Origin of the sequence: Pseudomonas asiatica (assembly GCF_040214835.1) — a bacterium.
Taxonomy (GTDB): Bacteria; Pseudomonadota; Gammaproteobacteria; order Pseudomonadales; family Pseudomonadaceae; genus Aquipseudomonas; species Aquipseudomonas putida_Z.
The window spans coordinates 740,300-763,204 of the sequence record NZ_CP157874.1 but is presented as its reverse complement, the minus strand read 5'-3'; the positions used below and the strand labels follow the sequence as shown (position 1 = coordinate 763,204).

General features: G+C 53.0%; 22 protein-coding genes. 9 read left to right on the top strand and 13 right to left on the bottom strand.

Annotation, left to right across the window (positions count from 1 at the left end):
- The first annotated feature begins 281 nt into the window (after positions 1-281).
- Both glyA and ABNP31_RS03505 read left to right on the top strand, forming a co-directional pair.
- Complete coding sequence (glyA, locus tag ABNP31_RS03510) at positions 282-1,535, top strand: serine hydroxymethyltransferase (RefSeq protein ID WP_025337620.1); 1,254 nt, start codon at positions 282-284, stop codon at positions 1,533-1,535.
- A gap of 281 nt (positions 1,536-1,816) precedes the next feature.
- Positions 1,817-2,770 (top strand): arsenic resistance protein, encoded by a 954-nt coding sequence (locus tag ABNP31_RS03505; protein ID WP_350013011.1) that lies wholly within the window; start codon positions 1,817-1,819, stop codon positions 2,768-2,770.
- A 261-nt stretch (positions 2,771-3,031) separates the two neighbouring features.
- Here the strand turns inward: ABNP31_RS03505 and ABNP31_RS03500 are convergent, their stop codons facing one another.
- Entirely contained in the window at positions 3,032-3,961 is a 930-nt protein-coding gene (locus ABNP31_RS03500; protein ID WP_350013010.1) for a malate dehydrogenase, read from the bottom strand.
- A gap of 252 nt (positions 3,962-4,213) precedes the next feature.
- Between ABNP31_RS03500 and ABNP31_RS03495 the strand changes: the two genes are divergently transcribed.
- Complete coding sequence (locus ABNP31_RS03495) at positions 4,214-4,723, top strand: ferritin-like domain-containing protein (RefSeq protein WP_085618674.1); 510 nt, start codon at positions 4,214-4,216, stop codon at positions 4,721-4,723.
- Positions 4,724-4,764: 41 nt separating this feature from the next.
- Here ABNP31_RS03495 and ABNP31_RS03490 read toward each other — a convergent pair whose 3' ends face one another.
- Both ABNP31_RS03490 and ABNP31_RS26155 read right to left on the bottom strand, forming a co-directional pair.
- Positions 4,765-5,640, bottom strand: a complete 876-nt coding sequence (locus tag ABNP31_RS03490; protein ID WP_350013009.1) for a manganese catalase family protein — start codon at positions 5,638-5,640, stop codon at positions 4,765-4,767.
- Positions 5,641-5,698: 58 nt separating this feature from the next.
- Positions 5,699-6,052, bottom strand: coding sequence for a general stress protein (locus ABNP31_RS26155; protein WP_433916053.1), 354 nt, complete (start codon positions 6,050-6,052; stop codon positions 5,699-5,701).
- Positions 6,053-6,161: 109 nt separating this feature from the next.
- Here ABNP31_RS26155 and ABNP31_RS03470 point away from each other — a divergent pair, with 109 nt between their 5' ends.
- Genes ABNP31_RS03470 through ABNP31_RS03460 form a run of 3 tightly spaced genes read left to right on the top strand, consistent with a single transcriptional unit; the run spans position 6,162 to position 6,765 of the window.
- On the top strand, positions 6,162-6,350 hold the full coding sequence (locus tag ABNP31_RS03470) for a hypothetical protein (protein WP_350013008.1): 189 nt from the start codon (positions 6,162-6,164) through the stop codon (positions 6,348-6,350).
- A gap of 35 nt (positions 6,351-6,385) precedes the next feature.
- Positions 6,386-6,517, top strand: coding sequence for a hypothetical protein (locus ABNP31_RS03465; protein ID WP_350013007.1), 132 nt, complete (start codon positions 6,386-6,388; stop codon positions 6,515-6,517).
- Positions 6,514-6,765 (top strand): hypothetical protein, encoded by a 252-nt coding sequence (locus ABNP31_RS03460; protein ID WP_350013006.1) that lies wholly within the window; start codon positions 6,514-6,516, stop codon positions 6,763-6,765. The genes ABNP31_RS03465 and ABNP31_RS03460 overlap by 4 nt, the downstream gene beginning before the upstream one ends.
- 508 nt (positions 6,766-7,273) lie before the next feature.
- Here ABNP31_RS03460 and ABNP31_RS03455 read toward each other — a convergent pair.
- Entirely contained in the window at positions 7,274-7,501 is a 228-nt protein-coding gene (locus ABNP31_RS03455) for a hypothetical protein (RefSeq protein WP_015268870.1), read from the bottom strand.
- Positions 7,502-8,134: 633 nt separating this feature from the next.
- Between ABNP31_RS03455 and ABNP31_RS03450 the strand changes: the two genes are divergently transcribed.
- The 3 genes from ABNP31_RS03450 to ABNP31_RS03440 all read left to right on the top strand — a co-directional run bounded on the left by ABNP31_RS03450 (position 8,135) and on the right by ABNP31_RS03440 (position 11,855).
- The gene (locus ABNP31_RS03450; protein ID WP_350013005.1) at positions 8,135-8,908 is read left to right on the top strand and encodes an NYN domain-containing protein; all 774 of its coding nucleotides are present in this window, start codon (positions 8,135-8,137) and stop codon (positions 8,906-8,908) included.
- A 626-nt stretch (positions 8,909-9,534) separates the two neighbouring features.
- A complete protein-coding gene (locus tag ABNP31_RS03445) occupies positions 9,535-11,043 on the top strand; it encodes an AAA family ATPase (protein WP_350013004.1) in 1,509 nt (502 codons plus the stop codon).
- Positions 11,040-11,855, top strand: a complete 816-nt coding sequence (locus ABNP31_RS03440; RefSeq protein WP_350013003.1) for an HNH endonuclease — start codon at positions 11,040-11,042, stop codon at positions 11,853-11,855. The genes ABNP31_RS03445 and ABNP31_RS03440 overlap by 4 nt, the downstream gene beginning before the upstream one ends.
- Positions 11,856-12,362: 507 nt before the next feature.
- On the opposite strand, the gene ABNP31_RS03435 is transcribed toward ABNP31_RS03440, so the two are convergent.
- The 9 genes from ABNP31_RS03435 to ABNP31_RS03395 all read right to left on the bottom strand — a co-directional run bounded on the left by ABNP31_RS03435 (position 12,363) and on the right by ABNP31_RS03395 (position 22,846).
- Positions 12,363-13,235, bottom strand: coding sequence for a hypothetical protein (locus ABNP31_RS03435; protein ID WP_350013002.1), 873 nt, complete (start codon positions 13,233-13,235; stop codon positions 12,363-12,365).
- A 70-nt stretch (positions 13,236-13,305) separates the two neighbouring features.
- A complete protein-coding gene (locus ABNP31_RS03430) occupies positions 13,306-14,016 on the bottom strand; it encodes a restriction endonuclease (RefSeq protein ID WP_350013001.1) in 711 nt (236 codons plus the stop codon).
- A 64-nt stretch (positions 14,017-14,080) separates the two neighbouring features.
- The gene (locus ABNP31_RS03425) at positions 14,081-14,998 is read right to left on the bottom strand and encodes a hypothetical protein (RefSeq protein WP_350013000.1); all 918 of its coding nucleotides are present in this window, start codon (positions 14,996-14,998) and stop codon (positions 14,081-14,083) included.
- Between the two features lie 463 nt (positions 14,999-15,461).
- A complete protein-coding gene (locus tag ABNP31_RS03420; RefSeq protein WP_350012999.1) occupies positions 15,462-15,737 on the bottom strand; it encodes a hypothetical protein in 276 nt (91 codons plus the stop codon).
- Entirely contained in the window at positions 15,734-16,714 is a 981-nt protein-coding gene (locus ABNP31_RS03415; protein WP_350012998.1) for an integrase domain-containing protein, read from the bottom strand. The genes ABNP31_RS03420 and ABNP31_RS03415 overlap by 4 nt, the downstream gene beginning before the upstream one ends.
- A gap of 894 nt (positions 16,715-17,608) precedes the next feature.
- Positions 17,609-18,937, bottom strand: coding sequence for a tyrosine-type recombinase/integrase (locus ABNP31_RS03410; protein ID WP_350012997.1), 1,329 nt, complete (start codon positions 18,935-18,937; stop codon positions 17,609-17,611).
- Positions 18,938-19,328: 391 nt separating this feature from the next.
- On the bottom strand, positions 19,329-21,821 hold the full coding sequence (locus ABNP31_RS03405; RefSeq protein WP_350012996.1) for a toll/interleukin-1 receptor domain-containing protein: 2,493 nt from the start codon (positions 21,819-21,821) through the stop codon (positions 19,329-19,331).
- Between the two features lie 299 nt (positions 21,822-22,120).
- Positions 22,121-22,408 carry a helix-turn-helix domain-containing protein gene (locus tag ABNP31_RS03400; protein WP_212811253.1) on the bottom strand — a complete coding sequence of 96 codons (288 nt, stop codon included), beginning with the start codon at positions 22,406-22,408 and terminating at the stop codon, positions 22,121-22,123.
- Between the two features lie 111 nt (positions 22,409-22,519).
- Positions 22,520-22,846, bottom strand: coding sequence for a type II toxin-antitoxin system RelE/ParE family toxin (locus tag ABNP31_RS03395; RefSeq protein ID WP_350012995.1), 327 nt, complete (start codon positions 22,844-22,846; stop codon positions 22,520-22,522).
- Between the last annotated feature and the right edge of the window lie 59 nt (positions 22,847-22,905).

Sequence of the window (22,905 nt, the reverse complement as noted above, 5' to 3'; positions counted from 1 at the left end):
GCAACGCGGTCCCGACGATTTCGGCAGCAACGCTGCAATCGTGGGGCCGCTGCGCGCCCCTTTCGCGACACAAGGCCGCTCCTACAGGGACCGCGCCCGGCCTGAGAAGCGCACCTGTAAAAACGGACCTTCGAGTCAACTCCAGTTCCCGCCCAGCCCAGACACGGCGCGGGATGCAACATGAAGCCCATTGGTCCGCGACTTGATGCCACTTCATATGCCAGCCGCGAATCAATCGGTTAGAATGCCCCCCCAATTCACCCCGATCCTTGAGGACCGCCATGTTCAGCCGTGATTTGACCATTGCCAAGTACGACGCCGAGCTCTTCGAAGCCATGCAGCAAGAAGCTCTGCGCCAGGAAGAGCATATCGAGCTGATCGCTTCGGAAAACTACACCAGCCCGGCAGTCATGGAGGCCCAGGGCTCGGTCCTGACCAACAAGTACGCCGAAGGCTACCCGGGCAAGCGCTACTACGGTGGTTGCGAGTATGTCGACGTCGTCGAGCAGCTGGCCATCGACCGTGCCAAGGAACTGTTCGGCGCCGACTACGCCAACGTCCAGCCGCACGCCGGCTCCCAGGCCAACGCCGCCGTCTACCTGGCCCTGCTGTCGGCCGGTGACACCATCCTGGGCATGAGCCTGGCCCACGGTGGCCACCTGACCCACGGTGCTTCGGTAAGCTCCTCGGGCAAGCTGTACAACGCCATCCAGTACGGCATCGACGGCAACGGCCTGATCGACTACGACGAAGTCGAGCGCCTGGCTGTCGAGCACAAGCCCAAGATGATCGTTGCCGGTTTCTCGGCCTACTCGCAGGTGCTGGACTTCGCCCGCTTCCGCGCCATCGCCGACAAGGTTGGTGCCTACCTGTTCGTCGACATGGCCCACGTTGCCGGCCTGGTTGCCGCTGGCGTGTACCCGAACCCAGTTCCGTTCGCCGACGTGGTCACCACCACCACCCACAAGACCCTGCGCGGCCCGCGCGGCGGCCTGATCCTCGCTCGCAAGAACGAAGAGATCGAGAAGAAGCTGAACTCCGCCGTCTTCCCTGGCGCCCAGGGTGGCCCGCTGGAGCACGTCATCGCTGCCAAGGCCATCTGCTTCAAGGAAGCCCTGCAGCCTGAGTTCAAGGCTTACCAGCAGCAGGTCGTGAAGAACGCCCAGGCCATGGCCAGCGTGTTCATCGAGCGTGGTTTCGACGTGGTTTCCGGTGGCACCCAGAACCACCTGTTCCTGCTGTCGCTGATCAAGCAGGAAATCTCCGGCAAAGACGCTGACGCCGCCCTGGGCAAAGCCTTCATCACCGTCAACAAGAACTCGGTACCGAACGACCCACGTTCCCCGTTCGTCACCTCGGGCCTGCGTTTCGGCACCCCAGCCGTTACCACCCGTGGTTTCAAGGAAGCCGAGTGCCGCGAGCTGGCTGGCTGGATCTGCGACATCCTGGCTGACCTGAACAACGAAGCGGTGATCGACGCCGTGCGTGAGAAGGTCAAGGCCATCTGCAAGAAGCTGCCGGTTTACGGCAACTGATTGGCGATTGCCTGACAGGAAAAAGCCCGGCCTAGTGCCGGGCTTTTTTGTTGTCGGGCCATAAGCAATTTTCCAGCACTGTCGCAATCCAGGTAGGAGCGGCCTTGTGTCGCGAAAGGACCGCAAAGCGGTCCCGGTTATCACGGTGGCGAAGCTGCAATCGTGGGGCCGCTATGCGCCCCTTTCGCGACACAAGGCCGCTCCTACAAAAAAACGCGACACCCTGCTGGTAGCGCGTATTACCCTGTGCCCCTTTGATACCCGCAAGCACAGGCCGTACCTTGACCAGAGAGCAACTCGAAACCCACCAGATCCCGATCTACTTCATCGCCGTGCTCGTCGCCGTCACGTTCGGCCTGCTGACCAGCGACGCTGCGCAGCTCCTGGAAGCGCTGGTCACCCCCGCTATCGCCGCGCTGATGTACGCGATGTTCCTGCAGATCCCCTTCCTCGACCTGCGCCAAGGCCTGAGCAACCGCCGCTTCATCAGCGCCTTGCTGCTGGCCAACTTCATCTTCGTGCCGCTGCTGGTATGGGCCATCACCCGTGGGCTGGTGGCACACCCGGCGATACTCGTCGGCGCCTTGTTGGTGCTGCTGACACCGTGCATCGACTACGTGGTGGTGTTCACCCACATCGGCAAAGGCGACTCCCGCCTGACCCTGGCCGCCACCCCCGTGCTGCTGTTGGTGCAACTGGCACTGCTGCCGCTCTACCTGGCCCTGATGCTGGGCGACAGCAGCAAAGTGGCCATCTCCATCACCCCGTTCGTGGAAGCCTTCGTGCTGCTGATCGTGCTGCCTATGGCGCTTGCCGTGCTCACCAGCGTCGGCGCCCGTCGCTCGCGCACGGTCTCGACCTGGAACGACGCCTGGGCGTGGATGCCGGTACCCGCCATGGCCCTGGTGCTGGTGGTAGTGATCGCCTCGCAGATTGCCGTGGTGCTGCGTGATTTCGACCGTTTGCTGCCGGTGATTCCGGTGTACATCGGCTTCATGCTGTTGGCGCCGGTGCTTGGGTTCGTTGCATCGCGCTTGCTGCGCTTGCCGGTGACCGAGGCACGCTCGGTAACCTTCAGCGCCGCCACGCGCAACTCGCTGGTGGTGCTGCCATTGGCGCTGGCGCTGCCAGAAGAAATGCGCGGGCTGGCCGCCGCTGCGGTGATTACCCAGACGCTGGTGGAGCTGGTGTGTGAACTGGTTTACGTGCGGGCAGTGCCGCTGCTGGTGCGCTGAACCGCCAGCGCACGCCAGAGCAACAGTCTGTGCTGCCTGCGCTGGCCTCATCGCCGGCAAGCCAGCTCTCACAGGTGCAGCGCAAGTCCCCAGGCCTGCGGTGAACCTGTGGGAGCGGGCGAGCCCGCGAAGGGCTGCGGAGCAGCCCCTCGATATCTGCGGCAGCGCTAACATCCGGGGGGCCGCGTCGCGGCCCTTTCGCGACACAAGGCCGCTCCTACAACCGACCGCGTCACCCCGCCCCAAGGCGCTCGGCCTCGCTTACAAGGCCTTCATCTCAGCGATATCCCGCGCCACCTGATCTGCAGAATGGTCGAACATCACCTGCTCCTGCGCATCCAGCGGCAACTCGATCACCCGCGCCAGCCCCTCCCCTGCCAGCACACAGGGCACACCCATGGCGATATCCGTTCGCCCGTACTCGCCCTCCAGAATCGCCACCGCCGGCAAGATGCGGTTTCGCCCATTGGCGATCGCATCCACCATCTGCGCAATCGCCACGCCCGGCGCATCGCAGGCGCTACCCAGCTTCTTCAGCCCCAGGATCTCGCCACCACCCTTGCGGGTGCGTTCGACGATCTGCTCGATCTGCTCGCTGGAAAGAAAGTGCGACAGCGGCACCGAGCCGATCTGGCAATAGCGCATCAGCGGCACCATGCTGTCGCCATGCCCGCCCAGGACCAGCGCCGTGATATCCCGGGCAGAAAACCCGGTCTGCTCGGCGATGAAACACTTCATGCGCGCGGTATCCAGCACCCCTGCCTGGCCGAACACCTTGCTGCGCCCCTGCCCGCTGAGGCTCCAGGCGCGATAGGTCAGCACATCGACCGGGTTCGACACCACCAGCACCGTCGCCGTTGGCGCATGCTGTTTGATGTCCGCCATGATGCTATCGATAATCGGCAGGTTGATGCTCAGCACGTCCTGACGCGATTGCCCAGGCTTGCGCGGCACGCCTGCGGTAATCACCACCAGCTCAGACCCGCCCAGCATGTCAGCCTTGGCGCCGCCGTGAACCCGGGTATCGGAACCCGACTCGACTGCCGCCTGCCACACGTCCAGCGCCTTGCCTTGCGCCATCTCGCCCTGCACATCCATCAACACCAGCTCACGGCACAACTCTTCCCGGGCGATGATCTGCGCCGCCGCCTCGCCGACCATGCCGGCACCCACGATTGTCAGTTTATTCACGTGACACCTCCCAGCGGCGCGCGCCACCAGGAACACGCCTGCAATACACAGAAGTATTGCCCGCTGAGGCGAAAAGGCCACTCGAAGGTTGATGCGAGACCTCCCCGGTGCAGCACCCGGCCGACCAGATACGTACTTCTTCGCGGATGTCCTCGGCCTCGCCTTCGCTTGTCCCGTTCGTCGGTCCAGCCGACCGTGACAGCGGTGAGGGTTCTCTGAACAGGTACCCATCACTGGAAACGAGGACTGATCATGGCAACTCCAAGGGACAACCTGCTCGACTGGCTGCGTGATGCCCATGCAATGGAGCAGCAAGCGGAAAGCATGCTCAAAGGCCAGGCTGAGCGCCTGGAGCACTACCCGGAACTCAAGGGCCGTATCGTCAGGCATATTGAAGAGACTCAAGGCCAACAGCGCGTGCTGGTGGAGTGCATCGAGCGCTTGGGCGGCAGCACATCGACCTTGAAGGACCTGGCCGGCAAACTCATGGCGTTCGGGCAGGCAGTGGGCGGGATGGCCATGAGCGATGAAGTAGTAAAAGGCGCCATGGCAGGGTACGTGTTCGAGAACATGGAAATCGCGTCTTACACGGTGCTGATCGAGGCGGCCGAGGCGGCCGGGGACAGCGCCACTGCACAGGCATGTCGTTCGATTCTGAAGGAAGAAGTCGCCATGGCCGAATGGCTGAAGGAGCATCTGCCGGAGGTCACCCGGGCGTTCCTGGCCCGCTCGGCCGACCCTGACGCCACAGCCAAGCGCTAAGTGTGCTGCCCGCGACGGATCAACTCCGGCGCGGGCATTTCTCATTGCTGTCCGCTGTTGACCTTGCCCAGCTCCGCTCCAGTCAGCGGTTGCGCCTCCGGGTTCGACTGAGTGCGAAGCTTCATTGCCTCGACCACCGACGCACTGTGCTCGTCCAGCTGGATGCTGGCAGAGCCATCGCCGCCGTCTACCGCCGGTTGAGGCTCGTCGACATAAATCCAGTCCTGCCCCTGGTTCCACGCCCCACGCATTTCACCGCCCTGGGACAGGTTGAAATAGGTGCGGTTGAGCTCTGGGTCACCTTGCAACTTACCTTGCGGGAAGTTTGGCTGGATGGCGTGCAATGCCTTCTCGAACGACATCTGGTGGGCGATTTCGCGGCTCATCAGGAAGCCCAGCGCCTCCTTGATGCCTGGGTCGTCGGTGACGTTGATCAGCCGTTCGTAGACGATCTTGGCCCGCGCCTCGGCGGCAATGTTCGAACGCAGGTCGGCAGTCGGTTCGCCAATGGTATCAATGTAGGCAGCGTTCCAAGGTACGCCGGCGGAATTGACCAGCGGCGCCCCGGCCCCATACAGCAGGCTGGTGACATGTGAATCGTTGCCGGCACCGGTCAGCGAGCGGTAGAGCTCGCCCTCGGCCTCCACGCCTTCAGCAAGGTTGCCCTTGGCTCCTTTGTTGAGCATCACCACGATCGAACCGATGATCTCCAGGTGGCTGAGTTCCTCGGTCGCAATGTCGTAGAGCATATCCTTGCGGCCAGGGTCATCCTCACTGACCGCTTGGGTGAAATAGCGCATGGCGGCAGCCAGCTCGCCCTGCGGGCCACCGAACTGCTCCAGCAACAGGTTGGCCAGGCCCGGATCAGGCTGTGCCACGCGTACGGTGTATTGCAATCGCTTGTTGTGCATGAACATAAGCAGGTCCTCAGGCATGCAGGGGCAGCGCGGCTGCCCCTGCGTTTTTCACGGATGACTAGCGGTTGTCGTCACTCTTGCGTCCACCGCCGTGGCTATGTTGGCCACCGACCCGTCCGGCCTCAGAGGCCTTTTCCCGGTCATTGGCGAAGTTGCCCCCGGACTCCTGACCGCCCTTGCGGCCAGCTTCGGACGCTCGCTCAGGGTCGTTCTTGAAATTGCCACCCGACGCCTGGCCCCCCTTGTGGCCTGCTTCCGATGCGCGCTCTGGATCGTTCTTGAAGTTACCCCCTGACATCTGGCCGCCTTTCTGCCCGGCCTCCGATGCCTTTTCGCGATCGTTGGCAAAGTTGCCTGGATTGGTATTGGCGTTGCCACTTTGGTTACCACGGTTGTCCTGATTGCTAGCCATGATTGAAACCTCATGTCGGTAGTTACACAGGAAGGTCTGTGTTCATCAGTGACAGAGCCCAAGCGGCGCATCTTGCAACGAATTCTGAAAGAGCTGACGAAATGCCCTAATGGAAGTGGCCCCTACTTCTTGCGAAAACGATCATGGTGGCGAGGTATACAAATTGCGTTTATCAGCGGCGCTCAAAGCTTTGTCCAAAAAAACAATCGCCCGCCTTTGGGGCGAAACACTGTTTGATTCGCAGCCAGCCATCTATCCGGCTGAACGGCTGCGGCTCGATCGGGATCAACCTAACTGAGTCACTTGTCCCAGTTCCGCCAAGAGGGCATTCGCATGGTCAACTACCTGTACTTGATCCGCTGCATCCTCGACCGGCCCGGTACCTGCGAGCTGCGCAGTTATCAGGGAGACTTGTACTGCGAAGTGTCATCGCTCGCTGATGTGCAGCCGCAGTTTTCGGCATGAACGCGTTCAGCGAGGAGATAGCTCTTGGACATCGCCGGCTCGAAGCGATCAATCGCTGGTTTCTGCTCTACGACGACGTCGAGCAAAGACGAAACTGCCCCAGCACCCACCACGAGGAATTGTTGCGCTTGGCCGATGAGATGGACCGCCTTGGATTGGTAGACTGGCGCGAGTGGCGGGACCTGCGGCGGCTGGCCGATCGAGGCTTTCTGAGAGCGATTGCTGGCTCTGACTATCACGGCGTTTAGTGCTGGCCGGTTGTGGTGGATAAGGAAAGAACCGCCACAAGGCGGGTTTCAGGAGGGCGTGCCATTTGCCCCAGCGCCTTCCGACTGCCGCATGCAAAGCCGATGCTCCAGGATTTCACCGCCCCTGTAGGAGCTGGCTTGCCTGCGATGGGCTGCGCAGCAGCCCCCTTACCCCACCTGGCAGGAATAAATACCCGGCGGCCTTTGGTAGAGGGCCAGTCGGCAATATCCGGCAAGCCCCCCAACAATGATTGCTATTGTCCGTGGTTGAGGCTCACAAAGCGAAAACGAGCGAAGCCCGTGCCGTTTTGCCCCGGCGCCTGCCCCACTGTCACAGGAAAAGCACATATCCCGGGATTAACGCGGCCCCTGTAGGAGCTGGCTTGCCTGCGATGGGCTGCGCAGCAGCCCCATAACCTTACCCAACAGGAATAAACCACCAGGCGGCCTTGAGCAGAGGGCCAGCCGCAAGGATGATATCTGGCCCGCCGCTCACCAATGATCCTGCCTAACTAACAGGGTCCTGCCCGTTTCGCTCCATCACCTTCCCACACTGCTCACTGGCCAAACGGCTGATGATCCGGATCGCTTGATGGATACCGGCAGTGTTGCGAAAGCTCAGGTGTGGGTTGTGTTCGCACTCCAGCATTTCGTCGTGCTGGACCAGGGCTTCGCCTAGCAGTTCGAGGGTCCAGGCGTAGCTTTGGATGGTGGATAGGCGTTCTTGGTCAGTCATGGTGCACCTCCCTGGCTGCAGAGACGGAGCGAGATTGACTGGAGGTGAGATCGCTGAGGGCCGTCGAGGAACGACGGTGGAGAACGAATGCGAGGATCCTGGACGGACTTGAGATAAGCATGCATGACACTCCAAGTTTTAGTTGGAGCTGCCACGATCCTTCCTACGGGATTGGGTGGCAGCTGTGTATGGGGTAGGAATACCGGGAAACTTGGAAACCCGGCCAGGCCGAAGCCTGCCCACACACAGCCGCCATGACACAGCACGGCAGGCACAAAAAAAGCGCCAGCTGTGGTGCAGGGGCGCCTAGTGCGTGCGCCAAGTTTACCAACGGGTTCCTACGCCCGGTCACGGAATTTTCCGCGACGGAGGAAATTTAGCCTCATGTAACTCGGCCAAGCAAGTGTCGAAGTTGTAGGAAACGTCTCTGAATTATGTGCGAACAGCGTTGAATGTAGCGATTAAGTCCACATCCGATCATCTGCATAAAAAATCCATTCAAACTTCGAATGCAGCGACATAGGCTCAGCTGAAATCGCCAAAGAGGGATGAGGTGCACGGTATGAACATTGAAAGTGCTGCCAGAGCAGTTGAGCTAGAGTTTGGTGACACAGGGACTGACGGGGATTCACCGTGGAGTCGAAACGGATAGCACTGCTGATTGACTGCGACAATGTGAGCCATGCATCCATCGGGGGCGTGCTCGATGAGCTGGCCAAGTACGGCATGGTCAACATCAGGCATGCACACGGGAACTGGAGTTCTCCTCTCCTCACTGGATGGGTCGAGAAGATCCACCCGTTCGCCATCCGCCCCATGCAGCAATTTGCTTTCACCAAGGGCAAGAATGCCACTGACTCAGCGATGATCATTGATGCGATGGACTTGCTATACAGCAAAAACGTCGATGCCTTTGCACTCATGACAAGCGACAGCGATTTCACCCCATTGGTGCTTCGGCTGCTGGAAAGCGGCTTGCCGGTCTACGGCTTTGGGGAGAAGAAGACGCCGAAGCCTTTTGTAGATGCCTGCTCGCAGTTTATCTACACAGAGAACCTGCTTGGTGATGATCACGAGAAAGCTGATGAAGGCGAATCGTCGAAATGCAGTAAACGCACCCGAAACGAGCTACGCAGTGACACGGCACTAGTGCGCTTGCTGAGAACGGTTGCAGAAAAGACCGCCGATGACACAGGCTGGTCGCGCCTCAGCCAGGTCGGTAATTTTATCCGCAACAATAGTTCGTTTTCAGCCGTGAACTACGGGCATCGGACGCTTAGCGATCTCATCCGAACCTCAGAGCTGTTCGAGATCGATATGCGCCAAGGTGGAACGGCGATGTTCATCAAAGCTGCTCGGAAATCGAACCCGGCAACGCATTCCCAAACTGAAGTATCCGTATCATGAGTTCGTGCTTCAGCTGCGGAGACAGACGGACGGTTGTTGGCCGTGAGGGCCCGGTTTTCGCGGGGCTGGAATTTGGTGGATTATTTGATGTACCTCATAGGGTATCTATAAACAAATCAGCTAGTTATGGCTTTTCGTGGAATCGAATTGGGAATAACTGTGCTCCAGTGAGGGCGGCGTCCACCCGCTTAAAATGCTAGGTGAGGAACGACTGAATCCGCTCGAAAATAGCAGCTAGCGGAACATAGACGACGTTCGTCGATTGAATATTGGCATCGATGGCGGGCCGTTGACCGTCAGTGGCCTTGAGAAACGCCACTAACTGTATACGCATACAGTGCACACTAATTTCACACCTTCTTATTCTCTTTCCCACGCTCAACCGATCCTCACAAAGAGTGGCGAAATGCCACTAATCATTGTAAATTCATCCGCTGGAATTTGATCAGCTTACGTACCAAACAGCAGGAAGGCAAGCACGAAACTTTAATGTATTTAACCATGATCAAAACTGAGGCAAATATAAGCATAGCAAAAATTCACTATCACTGACACCTAACTTTACTTCCTAGCAAAAATGCACAGAGCAACTCTACACTTCCTCTTAAATCGATTTGGGCATCAACATGCATGACATCAATTTCTACCTATCCCCTACAAAGCTAAAGATCCAGTACCCATGCTTTATATTGAAACGTTCTAGATGGGATGACTTTAGCTATAAAACTACATTTATCATGGAGTTTAAAAATTCAGAATCTGAACGTATTTTGCTCGGGGAAATAAAAATCGCACAAAAAAATCAAAGCCCTGGCGAGACGGAACTTCCAGAACAGTTCACCAGACTCGACTCATCTTATTTTTCGATCGGTCAGTCAAAAAATTTTTACGATCAGGTCGAGAAGCTGCCTGCCAACTACCGCAAACTCCTCCTTGAATCATTAAATGACCTACGCAGCGGCTCTAAAAAATTGGCAGAAGTGAAAGACCAAAGCGTAGTAAAGCGCTCATTGCTTCGCAGCCTTGGCGCTTTAAACCTACTAGAAAAAGAGTATGAGAGCCTTTTAAACAAGAAAACCGTTCCGCCTCCTGTCGATCTTATTCATCAGCCTAGCTCACCCGAACTGACATTAGAGTTTAAGTGCAAGCTGCAAGGCTCATCCGATACAACCACAAGCAAATTTGAATTCAGTTCAGACTCAATTATTCCTGGGCGAATAAATGTATTAGTAGGGAAAAATGGAACAGGTAAAACTCAGCTTTTAGCAAACTTAGTCGGCGCTGTTACGGGCATAGGACCTACAGACAACATATCCGAGTCAAGGGCAAAAATTTCAAAAGTATTCGCAATATCCTACAGCGTTTTTGATAAATTTTTTATGCCAAATGATGTAAAAATTCCGAACTCCACTCGCCGCCGCGATTTTTTGGATAACCAAGCAAAGTACGATTACATCGGGATTAGAGAAAAGAACAAAAATGAAACCACCTATCGCGTAATTGGTTCTACAACGCTTAGCAGAAAATTTGTAGACGCTATCAAACACATTGACTCAAAAGGACTAACGAACCAATGGCGACAGTCCATGAAGCCAATATTTGATGAGGCAGAAATAGACTCAAGCAACATGACAGAGCGCATGTTATCGTCTAAATTTAAAAAACTTGGCGCCGGACATAAGGTTTCAATATCTATCCTTACGTGCCTTTTTGCCAAGCTTGCTGAAAACTCGCTGGTTGTAATGGACGAACCAGAAAACCATCTACATCCAAGTTTAGTATCTTCAACCATCCACGCATTGCGAACTATGCTGGAAATAAAAAACAGTTACGCCATTATTTCAACCCACTCCCCAATCGTCGTACAAGAAACACCATCAAAATACATCCATGTGATCACTCGTATTCATAATAACTCCTACATCCGTGGCCTGCCAATAGAGTCATTCGGAACTAGCTTAGACACTTTGGCCGGTAGAATATTTGGAATACATAGCGAAATGCCCGATTATAGAAACATATTGAAGGACTTCGCAGAAAAAAAACTATCCCTGCGCGACCTGAATTCAATTTTAGGGCACAATCTAAGCCCGGAGGCATCCAGTTACTTTGTTAGCATTGGAGGTGACATATGAGAAACTCCGTCGCCCCACTAGCCGACATTGATCAAAATGAAGTGCAGCAGGCTATTAATAGGCAAAGAAAGCCAAGAAAAACCAACCTCACAAGCAATGCCGCCTTAACGATATCTAAACTCGGAAATTACAGGACTGACTTGCACCTCGGAAATATAAATAAAATTAACCTTACAAAAGCCGAGCACGACGCATACTTTAGCTTATTCGACAGCAAAGCCGCGGAAGTCAGCAACATTAAAAAATCAGTCATAGATCTTTTTGGCTCAGCAAATCTGTGCCCATACTGCCATATAGACACTTACAAAGATCTCGACCACTTTTTCCCAAGAAGTGTTTTCCCCGAGTTTTCAATTTCGCTTCAGAATTTGGTGCCAGCTTGCAGCACATGCAACACAATATATAAGTTAGCACTCTGGGGAAATGGTACCGGCCGGCAATTTATACACCCATACTTTGACGCAATCCCTTTTGATGAACAATTTCTATTCTGCAATACTATTTTGCTAACACAAAGAATCTACAAAATCCAATTTTACGTAAAACCAAACCCAAACATAAACCCCACTCTAACGGATCTATTTGACCGCCACTTCAAAAGTTTAAATTTAAACACCAGATACATTGCAAAGGCCACATCAGAAGAAGTCCCTAAAATAGAAAGAATAATTTCCGACAAATTAACACCTGACCAAAGAGAAGCAGAGCTCGAAACTTTTATAACACAGCAAACCAAGGCCAACTCAATAAATAACTGGACACACGCATTTTACCAGTCTATTCATCCACAATTGGGAAATATCTGCGCATAAACCCAATACTTTTAAATATAAAAACAACACGCGACTGGTGAGTAGAGCGCCGTAAAAAAGTGCTCTACTAAAATCACGAAAATTATAAATCAAGCACTCGCGCACTAACGGTTAAAAGTTACTGTTCGGAACTGCACCATTTCACGAATGCCAGCTACCGATCAGCGTGCCTTAATGATCACCGCCGAACATGCCTTTCAGCGCCTGCAGCCCTGCGTAGCTGTATCCCACAAATATCCCCGGTTATTGGGGATTTAGTTGGTTCCCGACGGAGGGTCGTGGAAACGATAAATTGGCCAGAAGGCCGGTTTAGAGGGCTTCCAAAGCACTCAGCGGAATGCAGTGGGGCTGGATATGGTGCCGGAGACAGCTATCGGCCAGGAGCAGTCAGTTGGTATTTTTCCCTGTGATGCTTCGACTTGAAAACTGCCCCTTCATGTTTGTCTAACGCCCCCATTTGCAGTTGGTTTGGAACGTAGCGTAAACCAATTCGATAACATGCGTGTGTTATGCCGTTTCATAGTTAATTAGGTCAATCAAGGTCTCTTCCCCTTCAAACGAACTGTCAACTCTAACTGATGACACTTCGTATACATCTGTAGAAATCCCTTTAAATTGAAATGGAATTATATTTTTGATGTATAGCTCTAGCGCAGGCTGACCTTGGTGATTCATAAGTATGGATTTATCGCTAGGCACAAAACCCAATCCTTTGACATCTCTAAATTTATCAAGGAAATTTTTTTCCAAGTAAAACCCATTTACATTAAATCCAGAGCTAGTACCTTTTGAGTCTATAGAATAAGCTTTAGCAAACGCTGTATTCATTTGAAACTCTGCGGGATTATAGAGAAAGTTAGTCTCAAGCAGTTTTTTACCGTACTCACTAGGAGTGTCGCTATGGAAAAGTATTGAATTCCCTGTAAACAAGGCCGGTGAATATTGAATCCTTTCACCACCGGCAAGAACAGTTCTGACCCCCATACTGTAGCGGTCAGTTAGCCGCAACAGACTTAAATGACCAAGAACTAGGTCTCTCATATAAAATACTGCCTGAATAGCTCTTATGTACTCAGGCGCTCCCAAATCTACAGTACGAGCAATGCCGTCGTTAATAACAAGGACATTTTCAAATGGCTCAGGAGGAACACCAACCCAAAAAGGATGGCCAACTCTTTGATATACTTCATTCAATAGATTAACTATGCCGGATTTTTGCAAGAGCTTTAAATCCCAATTGGCGGATTCTAATTTCGAACCAAATCCGCATATATCCATCCACACACTGACGCAAGAAATTGGATCCAGAGCCCCCTCTTGGGCTTTTTTTCTCCACTCCAAGGATTGACTAAACTCTTCTTTTTCCCAAGGCGTAGGCATTCAGACCTCTCTCATTTAATGGGCATAACACTACATTCGGAGGCTTGTCCTCTGCAATGCTTTGTTAGCCTTATGCACCAAACTCAGCATTGCATGCATTGATTCTATTTTCCAAACTTTCAATCAACGGTTCTAAAAAATCCATTAGATCTTTCATAGCTACAAATTCATTCGGCATGTCTTGGCCCAAGAGTCCTTTTGAGGCCATTTGGTGCATCTCGTCTGGAGTTATGGGAAATTCACCTCGAAACGCCTTTGAAATAAGGTCTTCTCCGACTTTTGTTGCCCAGTCTCCGGAGTATCCGACAGCTCCTCCTGTCTCTGGGCGCAGCCCTGACTTAATCCTAATATATTTAGGTATTTTCCAATATTCTGCTTTACACCAAATTAGACGATCAAATAGGTCTCTCAGTTTCATAGCGTTGATGGCAGTCCGGGCCGAAGTCTCTACATGCCCCAAAGAGGTAACCTGAACATTCGTTAGGTTTGCAGCTTCAATTGCGCCACTCTGGAAACCTTCTTCAGCAAGCAAGATCCCTCGATCTGCCCCTGTATCACTTACAATCTCACGAAGTGCAAGAACGTGGAGCTTAGACACCTTTGACTTCCAATGCTTGCATTCGACAATCCATGTAACATCAAACCCCGCATGGTGAGATTTTACTAATACATCAATATCATGCTTTGTCCGTGCTCCTTGGATTGTCACATCTGTCTCTGCGTCTAGCCCAAGGGAGCGAAAAAAACCAGCTGCCTTTTCTTGATAATCTTTCCAGTTCAAATAACGCCCTCTAGTCTTGATCGCCTAACGCCGCATTCAGCGGCCCGTCCTCTGTAATACACCGTTATAATACAGTAAGCTTTAGTCTCAATTCATCCATTTTCACAAGTCTAACGGGTAAGCCAAGTGATTTAGCCACAAATTTTGACTTTTTGTATGTAGCATCATCTTCAGTGACATAGTACTTAGCATCAGACGCAAAGAATAAGTTTTTTAAGTCCCTATCCATATTGCCAGGTCGATTCTTCTTGTTAACCTTGTCTCTGAATAGAGGGCTAAAATCTAGCAATAAATATGCATTTTGGATTTTTTGTCCTTTTGTCAAATTATTTAGGACTCTTCCGTCAATTGCTAAAAACGACGATAGAATCCCCTCAAACTTCTCTTCTAGCTCTTCAGCATCATTGATTCTTCCTATATCAAGAAACGGCTCAATTCTTTTAAAGTAAGGGCTTTCTTGGTTTATAATTGTGTCTTGACCGGGAATAATTTTATGTAAGGATTCAACCTCTTTTCTCAGCAACTTATAGAAATCAGGGTCATCTATTGAATCCCACATCATGTTTAGGAAAGCATCCATGACAGATGCATCCAGCACTCCGTTATTCTTCTCCAAAAAAGGGCGAAACAAATTTTCCGGCGGTAACTTCCCCATATCTACATGATAACTGTCGCCTTTGACAGAAAAATCTAGCTCGACCTTTCGCTCATTTAAAATCTTTTTAAATTCATCTTTAATATTAGCTTTTACTGGCATTAACGATTCATCTGGAAGAACTCCCAGCATCAAACTCTCAGAGATCTCATCAAGAAATGAAATGTCCTTTTCGATGTGCGGCCAATTTTCTTCTTTAAATGTTGCAGCCAAATCTTTCAAATGCCCTTCTGACGCAGGAAATACGTACTTGCTTTTAAGGCCTTGCATAAATGATTTGAATTTAACCGCATCAAATTTCCCCTCTACAACTTTCTCATGCTTCATGTACTGGATTACGTTCCAGTCTAAATAAATATATTTCTTCAACTTTGATATCCATTCGATTTTTATGACGATAATTAGATAAAATTTGTCACTAATCCGACAGCAGGGAAGGCGGTCTAATTTCGCTCGCTACGCCATCATATTCCGTCAGCAGCCTAGACAAATCAACTGGTTAAATCCAGTGGGAATGGCCATACGTACTTGCGTGACTTTCTCTTTTGGCGCGTCCATTATTACTGGTTGAATGAACAGTTTTGTGGTGCTGACCCAGATCTGGCTCGCGGAGGGGAAAGGGGGCGCTCCCCTAGCGCTTCTTCGTGAGGCGCGAAAGGCATCAAACCTGCGCCTGGCTGGGAGATTTATTTACTAGGCAGAGGTCCGCTTCTGGCCGATTGCTGTCCCGTACGAAGGGCAGCTATGGGTCGATTGCTGCCAGTCGTACCTATCAATAGCAGCACCTCGCTCAGAGGTTGAATACCCATGCTTTTTGTAAACGACGGGCGAGCAGCCGCACGGTCAACAGATAGTAATACCGCGTCGCCTCGCTGCGTCGGTTTATGCGGCGCTCAAGAAACCAATCCACATGCTTTTTCTGCCAAGCCCAAGGCGTCTGTCGATGCCAACGCTCTGAGATTTCTGCTTGGATGATTTCCGCCTGGTGTATATGGCGTTGCCGAGTCGCGTGCGACCCGGTCAGCATGCCAGCCAAGAACAACTCCATATCGAATGGCTTGCTCATGACCGTCTTCCAATATAGGCCGCGACCACATCGATCCGACCATGCCCCAACTCGAAGCTGATTTGCTTCCGAGCCTCACGATCAAGGTTCCTATCTAACTGGTGACAATGGCCGCCATTGATAGGCGCGCGGTGTTGGGTGATTTGCTCGTAGCGCTCACATGCGTATGCCGCTCGTAGCTCATGCAAACCTTTAAGGTTCTGTGCGTGCAGGATCTCCCTTGCAGGTCGGATGATATCTTGGAGAACATTCAGGTAGCTTTCGTGTGGCGCAATCATGTTGCGGCTACCGGCAGGCGACACCCGTAGTGCAAACTCAAGTGCATATCGAACATGGTCGTTCATTGCGATCCAACGTGGCGCCGAGGCGCCGGCGCGGCCACCTTTGGTACCATCCTGAATGTTAATCCTGCCTAGCCTGTTAGCCTCACGGCTCAGCCTTGGCAGATCCGCCAAGATGGCCTCACGCAAGCGCATGCCGGTGGCTCGCGCCATCAGAACAATCGCAGCGGCCCGTAGCTGATGTTGGCTGCAAAGCGCTTTGACGATCTGCTTAACCTGTTCACGGTCTTGGCCCTGCGGCACCGAATGACGGACCCCGGTGCGCTGCATACCCAACGCCTTGCTCGGACTGGGCAACTTCACGTACTGATCACCGCGAAGCGCCGCCATGGTCCGGTTAACGCTGGATAGCCGGTTTTGCGCGGTGCTGACAGCAAGATCACCGCGCATAACCAGGTCGCACAGGTACGCTGCGTAACCTACCAAGATCTCTCGATCAATCTGCCGCGCATCATTGATGCCGGGCCCCTGTTCGGAGCGACACCACTTCACGAATGCCTGCCACCGATCACAGTGCGCCTTGACCGTGCCGTAATGGCCACCGCCAAACATGTCTTTCAGCGCCTGCGGCCCTGCATAGCTCAATTGCCTGCCGTAGCCGAAATTACGGCCATCGCGTCTACCCACCAATGCCATGTCAGTCACCTCATCTACCGTTCTCCGATCCTCGCCCCACGTCATCCCGCCAAGAATGTTGAGTGCTATCAGGGATCAAGGCCCCTGCGACCTGTGGGGAATGTCCTCTACGCGGGACTGGCGGCTCCTTACGTCCGGGAGCAAGGGCATCTCATGATCTGGCTTCCTGAGCACCCTTGCCGGTGGGCGGGTGGAGGCAGTGCTGGCTGACGAGACCAGCGCCTGAAGATCCTGAGCCATGTGCAAGCAGCACTGCGATGACCGGGGCAGGCCTGACTGTCAGTCAGGTGCAGTCCATTCCTTGGTCTGCTGCACCATCATCTACAGCGCTGTTGCTGGTGACATCGGCGTTTGTCACGCCGATTGTCACGAGGGGGAATGCCGCAAAGCCTTGTGCGATCAGGGCTGCAGCAGTGGTAGAAGTGCCCGTCTCTTTCCAGGAGAAAGAGACGGGCACAGGTTGGCGCAGGATTCGGCCAAGCGGATAGGTTGCTGCAGGGCAGCGAGGTACGGAGTATCTGGCGCACGAGCGCTATATGTGTAAGAGCATTCATCACATGGGTAGTGACCGGGCGAGCTGCCGAATGCTAATCGCCCTTGGGTAGAACCACCGCGAGAGCGGCGTGGCCTTGAAGGTTCGGGCCACCTGGGGTGCTGTCATCGACAGCGCTTGCACGGCCAGTTCTACGCCTGTGGATAAACCCGGTCAAGGGTCGATACTCACCGCTGCTTGGGACGTGAAAAGCGGTTATCCACCGATGGAATTCCGTGGTAAACCCCGGACAAACTCGTGGCCTTTAGCTCTTCAAAATAAGGTCCATCCAAACAGGGCGGCTTTGCAGCCCTGTCTGGATGGACCCGCCTGAAAGAGCAGCCAGCGCCAATCTTGCAGGCTCACCCGCGATTGAATGCGCCATGGCCATTTGGCAAGGCGGTGACGTTGTCGCCGACCGGATGGGCAAACTCATGTGGGGTGACATGGCCCGATCTGTTGGCATCGATGTAGTTACTCCACCACGCCATGATCAACCGACGCTGCTCCAGAAACTGGGCCTTGTGGATGTAAGCGGCGCGCACGCGGTTACGCTCCTGATGACTCATCTGCCGCTCAATCGCCGCGTCCGTCCACAGCCCTGATTCGAGCAAGGCACTACAAGCCATGGTCCTGAAACCATGCCCACACACGTCCTTGGTGGTGTCGTACCCCATATTGCGCAGCACCTGATTAACCGTATTCTCCGACAAGGGCTTCCAATATCTGTGGTCGCCGGGCAAAACCAGTTCAGAGAAGCGATTCAAGCTGCGTAGCCGTTCAAGGATCTCGATGACTTGAGGCGACAGCGGCACTATCTGAATGTCCCCACTCATCTTAGTTCCGCGTGTGGAATAGCGGACGCCTTCAATCGGCTTACGGGTATCAGGGATCTCCCACATCGCCCGTTGCAGGTCGAATTCATCCCACCGAGCGAAGCGCAGTTCACTGGAGCGCACGAACACATGCAGCGTCAGCAGCACTGCGAGCCGGGTTAGCTCGCGACCGGTGTAGTTGTCGATTCGATCCAACAGTTCAGGAAGGCGGTTCAGCGAAAGTGCAGGACGGTGCACGGTGCGCGGCGCTTGAATCGAGCCGGCCAGATCGAGCGCCGGGTTTTGAGTGATCTGCCGCGCCCGCTTCGCGCCCCGCATGATCGTGGATAGATAGTTCTGCACACGCAGGGCTACATCCATGGTGCCGCGATCCTTGATCCGCTGGGTGACCTCAAGGAGATCATGGGTGTCGAGTTCAGCGATAGGCCGCTGACCAATCAGAGGAAACACATGGGTGCGCAGCCTGCTCAGCACCGTCTTGGCATGGCTCTCAGTCCAGCGCCGGGACATTTCGACGTGCCACTCCAGGGCAACGGTTTCGAAGAGAAGGCTCGCCCGCTGGGCAGCAATCTTGGCCTTCTGCTTTTCCTCCATCGGATCAAGGTTGTCGAGCAATAGAGCCTTAGCCTCATCGCGCTTGGTCCTCGCGACAGCCAATGAAACGATGGGGTACTTGCCAATAATCAGCGTGCCTTCCTTGCCGCTGGGTTTGAAATACCGCAGCCGCCAAGTCTTAGAACCACTGGGCGTGACGTACAGGTACATGCCCCCGCCGTCGAACAGTTTGTAGGCGCGATCACGCGGTTTGGCCGTGCGGCATTTGAGGTCGCTGAGCGGAGTGGCTAGGCGTGGCATAGGGGTACGTTCTCCATTCAGGAAAGACGCTGTACCCCAAAAATACCCCCCGTTATTGGGGATTTAGTTGGTTCCCGACGGAGTGTAGTGGAAACGAAAAGCCGGCCAGAAGGCCGGTTTAGAGGGTTTCCAAAGCATTCAGCGGAATGCAGTGGAGCTGGATGTGGTGCCGGAGACAGGAATCGAACCCCGAGCTCAAGGCCCTTGAAAAAACGAGCATTGAGTCAATAAAAAATATATAAAGGTACTCAAAAGGGTACTCGAGCTCACACTTCAATCGCTTCTAACGCGGGGGAAGCTCCCCCTGCGTAAGAACGGCGTGAAGTGATTACCTCCTGGAACGCCCCCAAGCCCGATGGAAATGAACCGTTGCGACAAGCCCAAGCTTACGCTAACGAGCCCCCCCTCGGTTTACTACCGCACCCGATGCAAAGGCCTCCAGCTTTTCTAAAAATCTGGTGCGCGCCTCATCAGTAAAATGCCTAGCTACTTCAGCCGCCCGACTATGAGCTGTGGCCAGGTCTCCTCGCACCGCGGCAAGATAGGCGCGAAGGACAGCTAAGGTTTTAGTCGATAGATTCACTCCGTCACTCGCTAGCCTCTCCAAGCGGGTCAGTGCGTCCTGCATGGCAGCTTCATTGCGGAAGCTCAAACCTATATCGAACTTCGCCAGAACAGGATAGATAATGCGAGGGAACGAAGCGATTGCGTCGTCGATAAGATCGAGAGATCGCTGATCATGCTTGCATCGAGCGGCAATGAGGGCTCTCCCGATCATAGCCATTTGGCGAGAGCGATCACTGCGCACATCCTCCAGCTCAGAGCAAAGCGCCTCAAGCACGGTGAGATATCTTTCCGGGCTGCTCCCGAGCACTAATGCACGGAAGTAAGCATGGATATGGAATTGGTTGGTACGATTCTCCTCATAATTTTTTCGAGCTAACTCTCTCGCATCATCGTACTGCTCCATTTGCAGCAGTACTTCAACCAGTTCTCGTTTAGCTCTAACCCCAACAAAAGCTCCAGAGGCCACACGGGAGAGCCGCTCGATAGCATCACGCTGGCGACCTACCAGACGATAGTAGTATCCGAGAATAAAATCATGCTCATCTCCATGAATACGCTGAGCTTCTTCCAGCACGCGGGTGTCCCTGAGACGGGCTAGAACCAGGCAAAGGTAATAGCGCACATCCTGAACCAGCTGTGGATCGAGATTTCGCTCTTTAGCCAGTAAAATGTCCGCCAAGTCGACAGCACGCCTCAGCTTACCTCGATCATAATAAAGCTCTTTGATCGTCCGTAGTATATGAGAGGGAATCATAAACCGGGGTTCTAAGCTTTCGCCCGAAGCAAGTGCGTTCTTTACTAAAAACGCAACACGAGACGAGTCGTACTCGTTCCAGTTACCGTGCTGAATATCGCGTTCAACCGCGGAATTCACCGCAGCACGAAGTTCGGGAATCAAACTTAAGTCATTCCGCTTTACATAATCACGAACCGAATCAACCAGCCTTAAAAATTCACCCTCTGCCCCAATCAGCTCGCACACATGCTCAGAAACAAGATCACCAATAATATTTACGAGCTGCTCTTCCTTAAATATCTGACAAAGAAAATCAACACTGAAAACTTCAGACTGGGCAAGAAGCCGTATTACGTTGAGCACAGCCTCGTTATCTTGGAAGGGGCGTAGCAGCATAGACGCTTTTTCCCCATTAAACTCGACAATTTCATTAGAGTGATCTATAGCGCCTCTAACGCCGAGTCTTGCCAAAAGATCAACAGCGAAGAACACTTCATCAGGGAATCCGTTGAGGAGGGCCGCGAAGGTTTCGAAATCTTCAGTGCTGAGTACTATCTCCTCAATCTCCAGAAGCCGAGCAAAGAGTCGGCGCCGCTCAGATGGATCCAGTTCGCCCAGAGTGCATGAAAACACCACCCGAGAGAGTTGACGAACTGAGTTAGGATTTGGGGCCCAGCGCGAAGCAACAAAAAGCAAGGGCTTACCGACCAGATCGGCATGGCTTACTATCGCCTCAAACCAAGGGGCCAATTTCCGCTCGTAGGTTACGAGGCACCCTTCATCAAGCACGACCACTCGCTCTTTAAGCTTCGCGAGGTCTTTCAGCAAACCCACTGTAATTGCCACTTTCTCGTCAATGGGACGCTCGGCAAGATTCAACTCGGCATAACTTGCGTCTGAAGCACCAAGATCCAAAAGTCTGAGAATGAAGTCTTCGATACTAGCATGGCGGTCTAGCGGAAGAACTGGAAAGTCTTTATCTGGCCCGTTAAGGGCAAGCTTACGCAAAGCATTGGATATGAGCGTACGACGACCAATCGATGGAGGGCCAACGACCACAGATAGCACGGGTTTAGGTTGACTATAGTCATCGAAGCGGCGCTCGAATGACTCAATATTCTTGTTTCGCCCCACAAAGGCACGCTCACGTTCCTTTAGCTTCGGATGTTTTGCCCAACTGGCCTGCCTCAATTTTTGTTGGATGCGACGCGCAGCAATAACGGGACGAGTAACCAATCTTAAATTATAATTTTCTTTAAGCCATTTGGGTATGCGCGGATCATCATGGGTCACACTACGATCTATAACCACAGGATAAATATATTTGAGCGAACCATTTGCAAGCCGGATAGACGCACCATCTATCTCCTCACGAACCCAAGGAGACTTGAGCGATTCATCAGAAATAAACAAGCAAAACACTGTACTCTCATCTAAACCACGAATAATTTCATTCATGGTTTCTTCGCCAGACTCAAACGACATCTCATCATAGACGATGTCTTCTTCAGCAAGCCGCGAAGCGACAATACCAACGTAGCTCTTTTTGTCAGCGCTTGAGTGAGATAGAAACGCCTTCATGATCGATCCTTGTAATAGGTTTCGCGGTGGCCTAGCCAGGCTCGCTCGATTCAGTCCTTGCATCAGGATAACCTAGCCGAAGCGCACTCACCATGGTTTCGAGACCATGGTCATGGCTTTGCATAGCTAGCCCAATGACTGCATTCAGGGGATTTCAGTCTTGTGCCGCAGCCTTCTCTTCAATAGGAGAACACTTGCTAACCGCCTGCTGCTGAATTTTTCCCTCACGCATTCTCGTCGTGATCTTCCAGTTCTCAATCAGACAACAACTCTCTGTGAGACTTGGCACTAGCTGGGTATTATGCTGCAGATTGCTCTTTCACTATCACTTCAATCTGAAGGCCTGCGCCAGGCAGCATCTTTACCAGAGCATCCAGGGAAAATTTATCAATTTTCCCTTTCAGCAAATCGTTCAGCCGAGGTTGCGTTACGTTCAATCTCTGCGCTGCGTCCTTCTGAGCAAGCCCCCAAGAACGTACTTTTCGAGTAATTTCCCGCATCAGCGTTGAACGCACTTGTAGGTTTGCGGCTTCTTCCGGCGACTCAACCAACGCACCCCAAAGATTGGTTTGGCGTTCGTTTGTCATCATGTTTACCTCTATTGATGAATCTCTTCGATAGATACCTCATAGGGTTCGGGCTATGGTGGTGCACCTAATACTTAACCCCTAACGCGTACAAGGGGATACCAGTCCGCTTTAGCCCAGTGACTTCAATCTCTTTTTTGCAAGATCAATGTCACGCTTTTCCGTCTTTTCAGTGGTTTTTTGAAACGCATGCAATACCGAGATCACGGCTGCTCGATTCACCACATAAAACACGCGAAAAGCCCCTTCCTTTGCTCGGATTTTGATCTCGTAAACGCCAGGTCCTACAGTCTTGACTGGTTTGAAGTTGGATGGATCGTCTCCATGCTTCAGTAGGTCAAGCTGATAAATCACCCGATCACGGACTGCGAGAGGAAAATCTGAAATATCTTTCTTACTGCTGCCACAAAAATCTACTAACTTCGATACCTCGGCCATTGGTAATACCTTAGTAAGCTTTTGATAATATTGAATTTTTTCTCAGTATATGAGTAAGC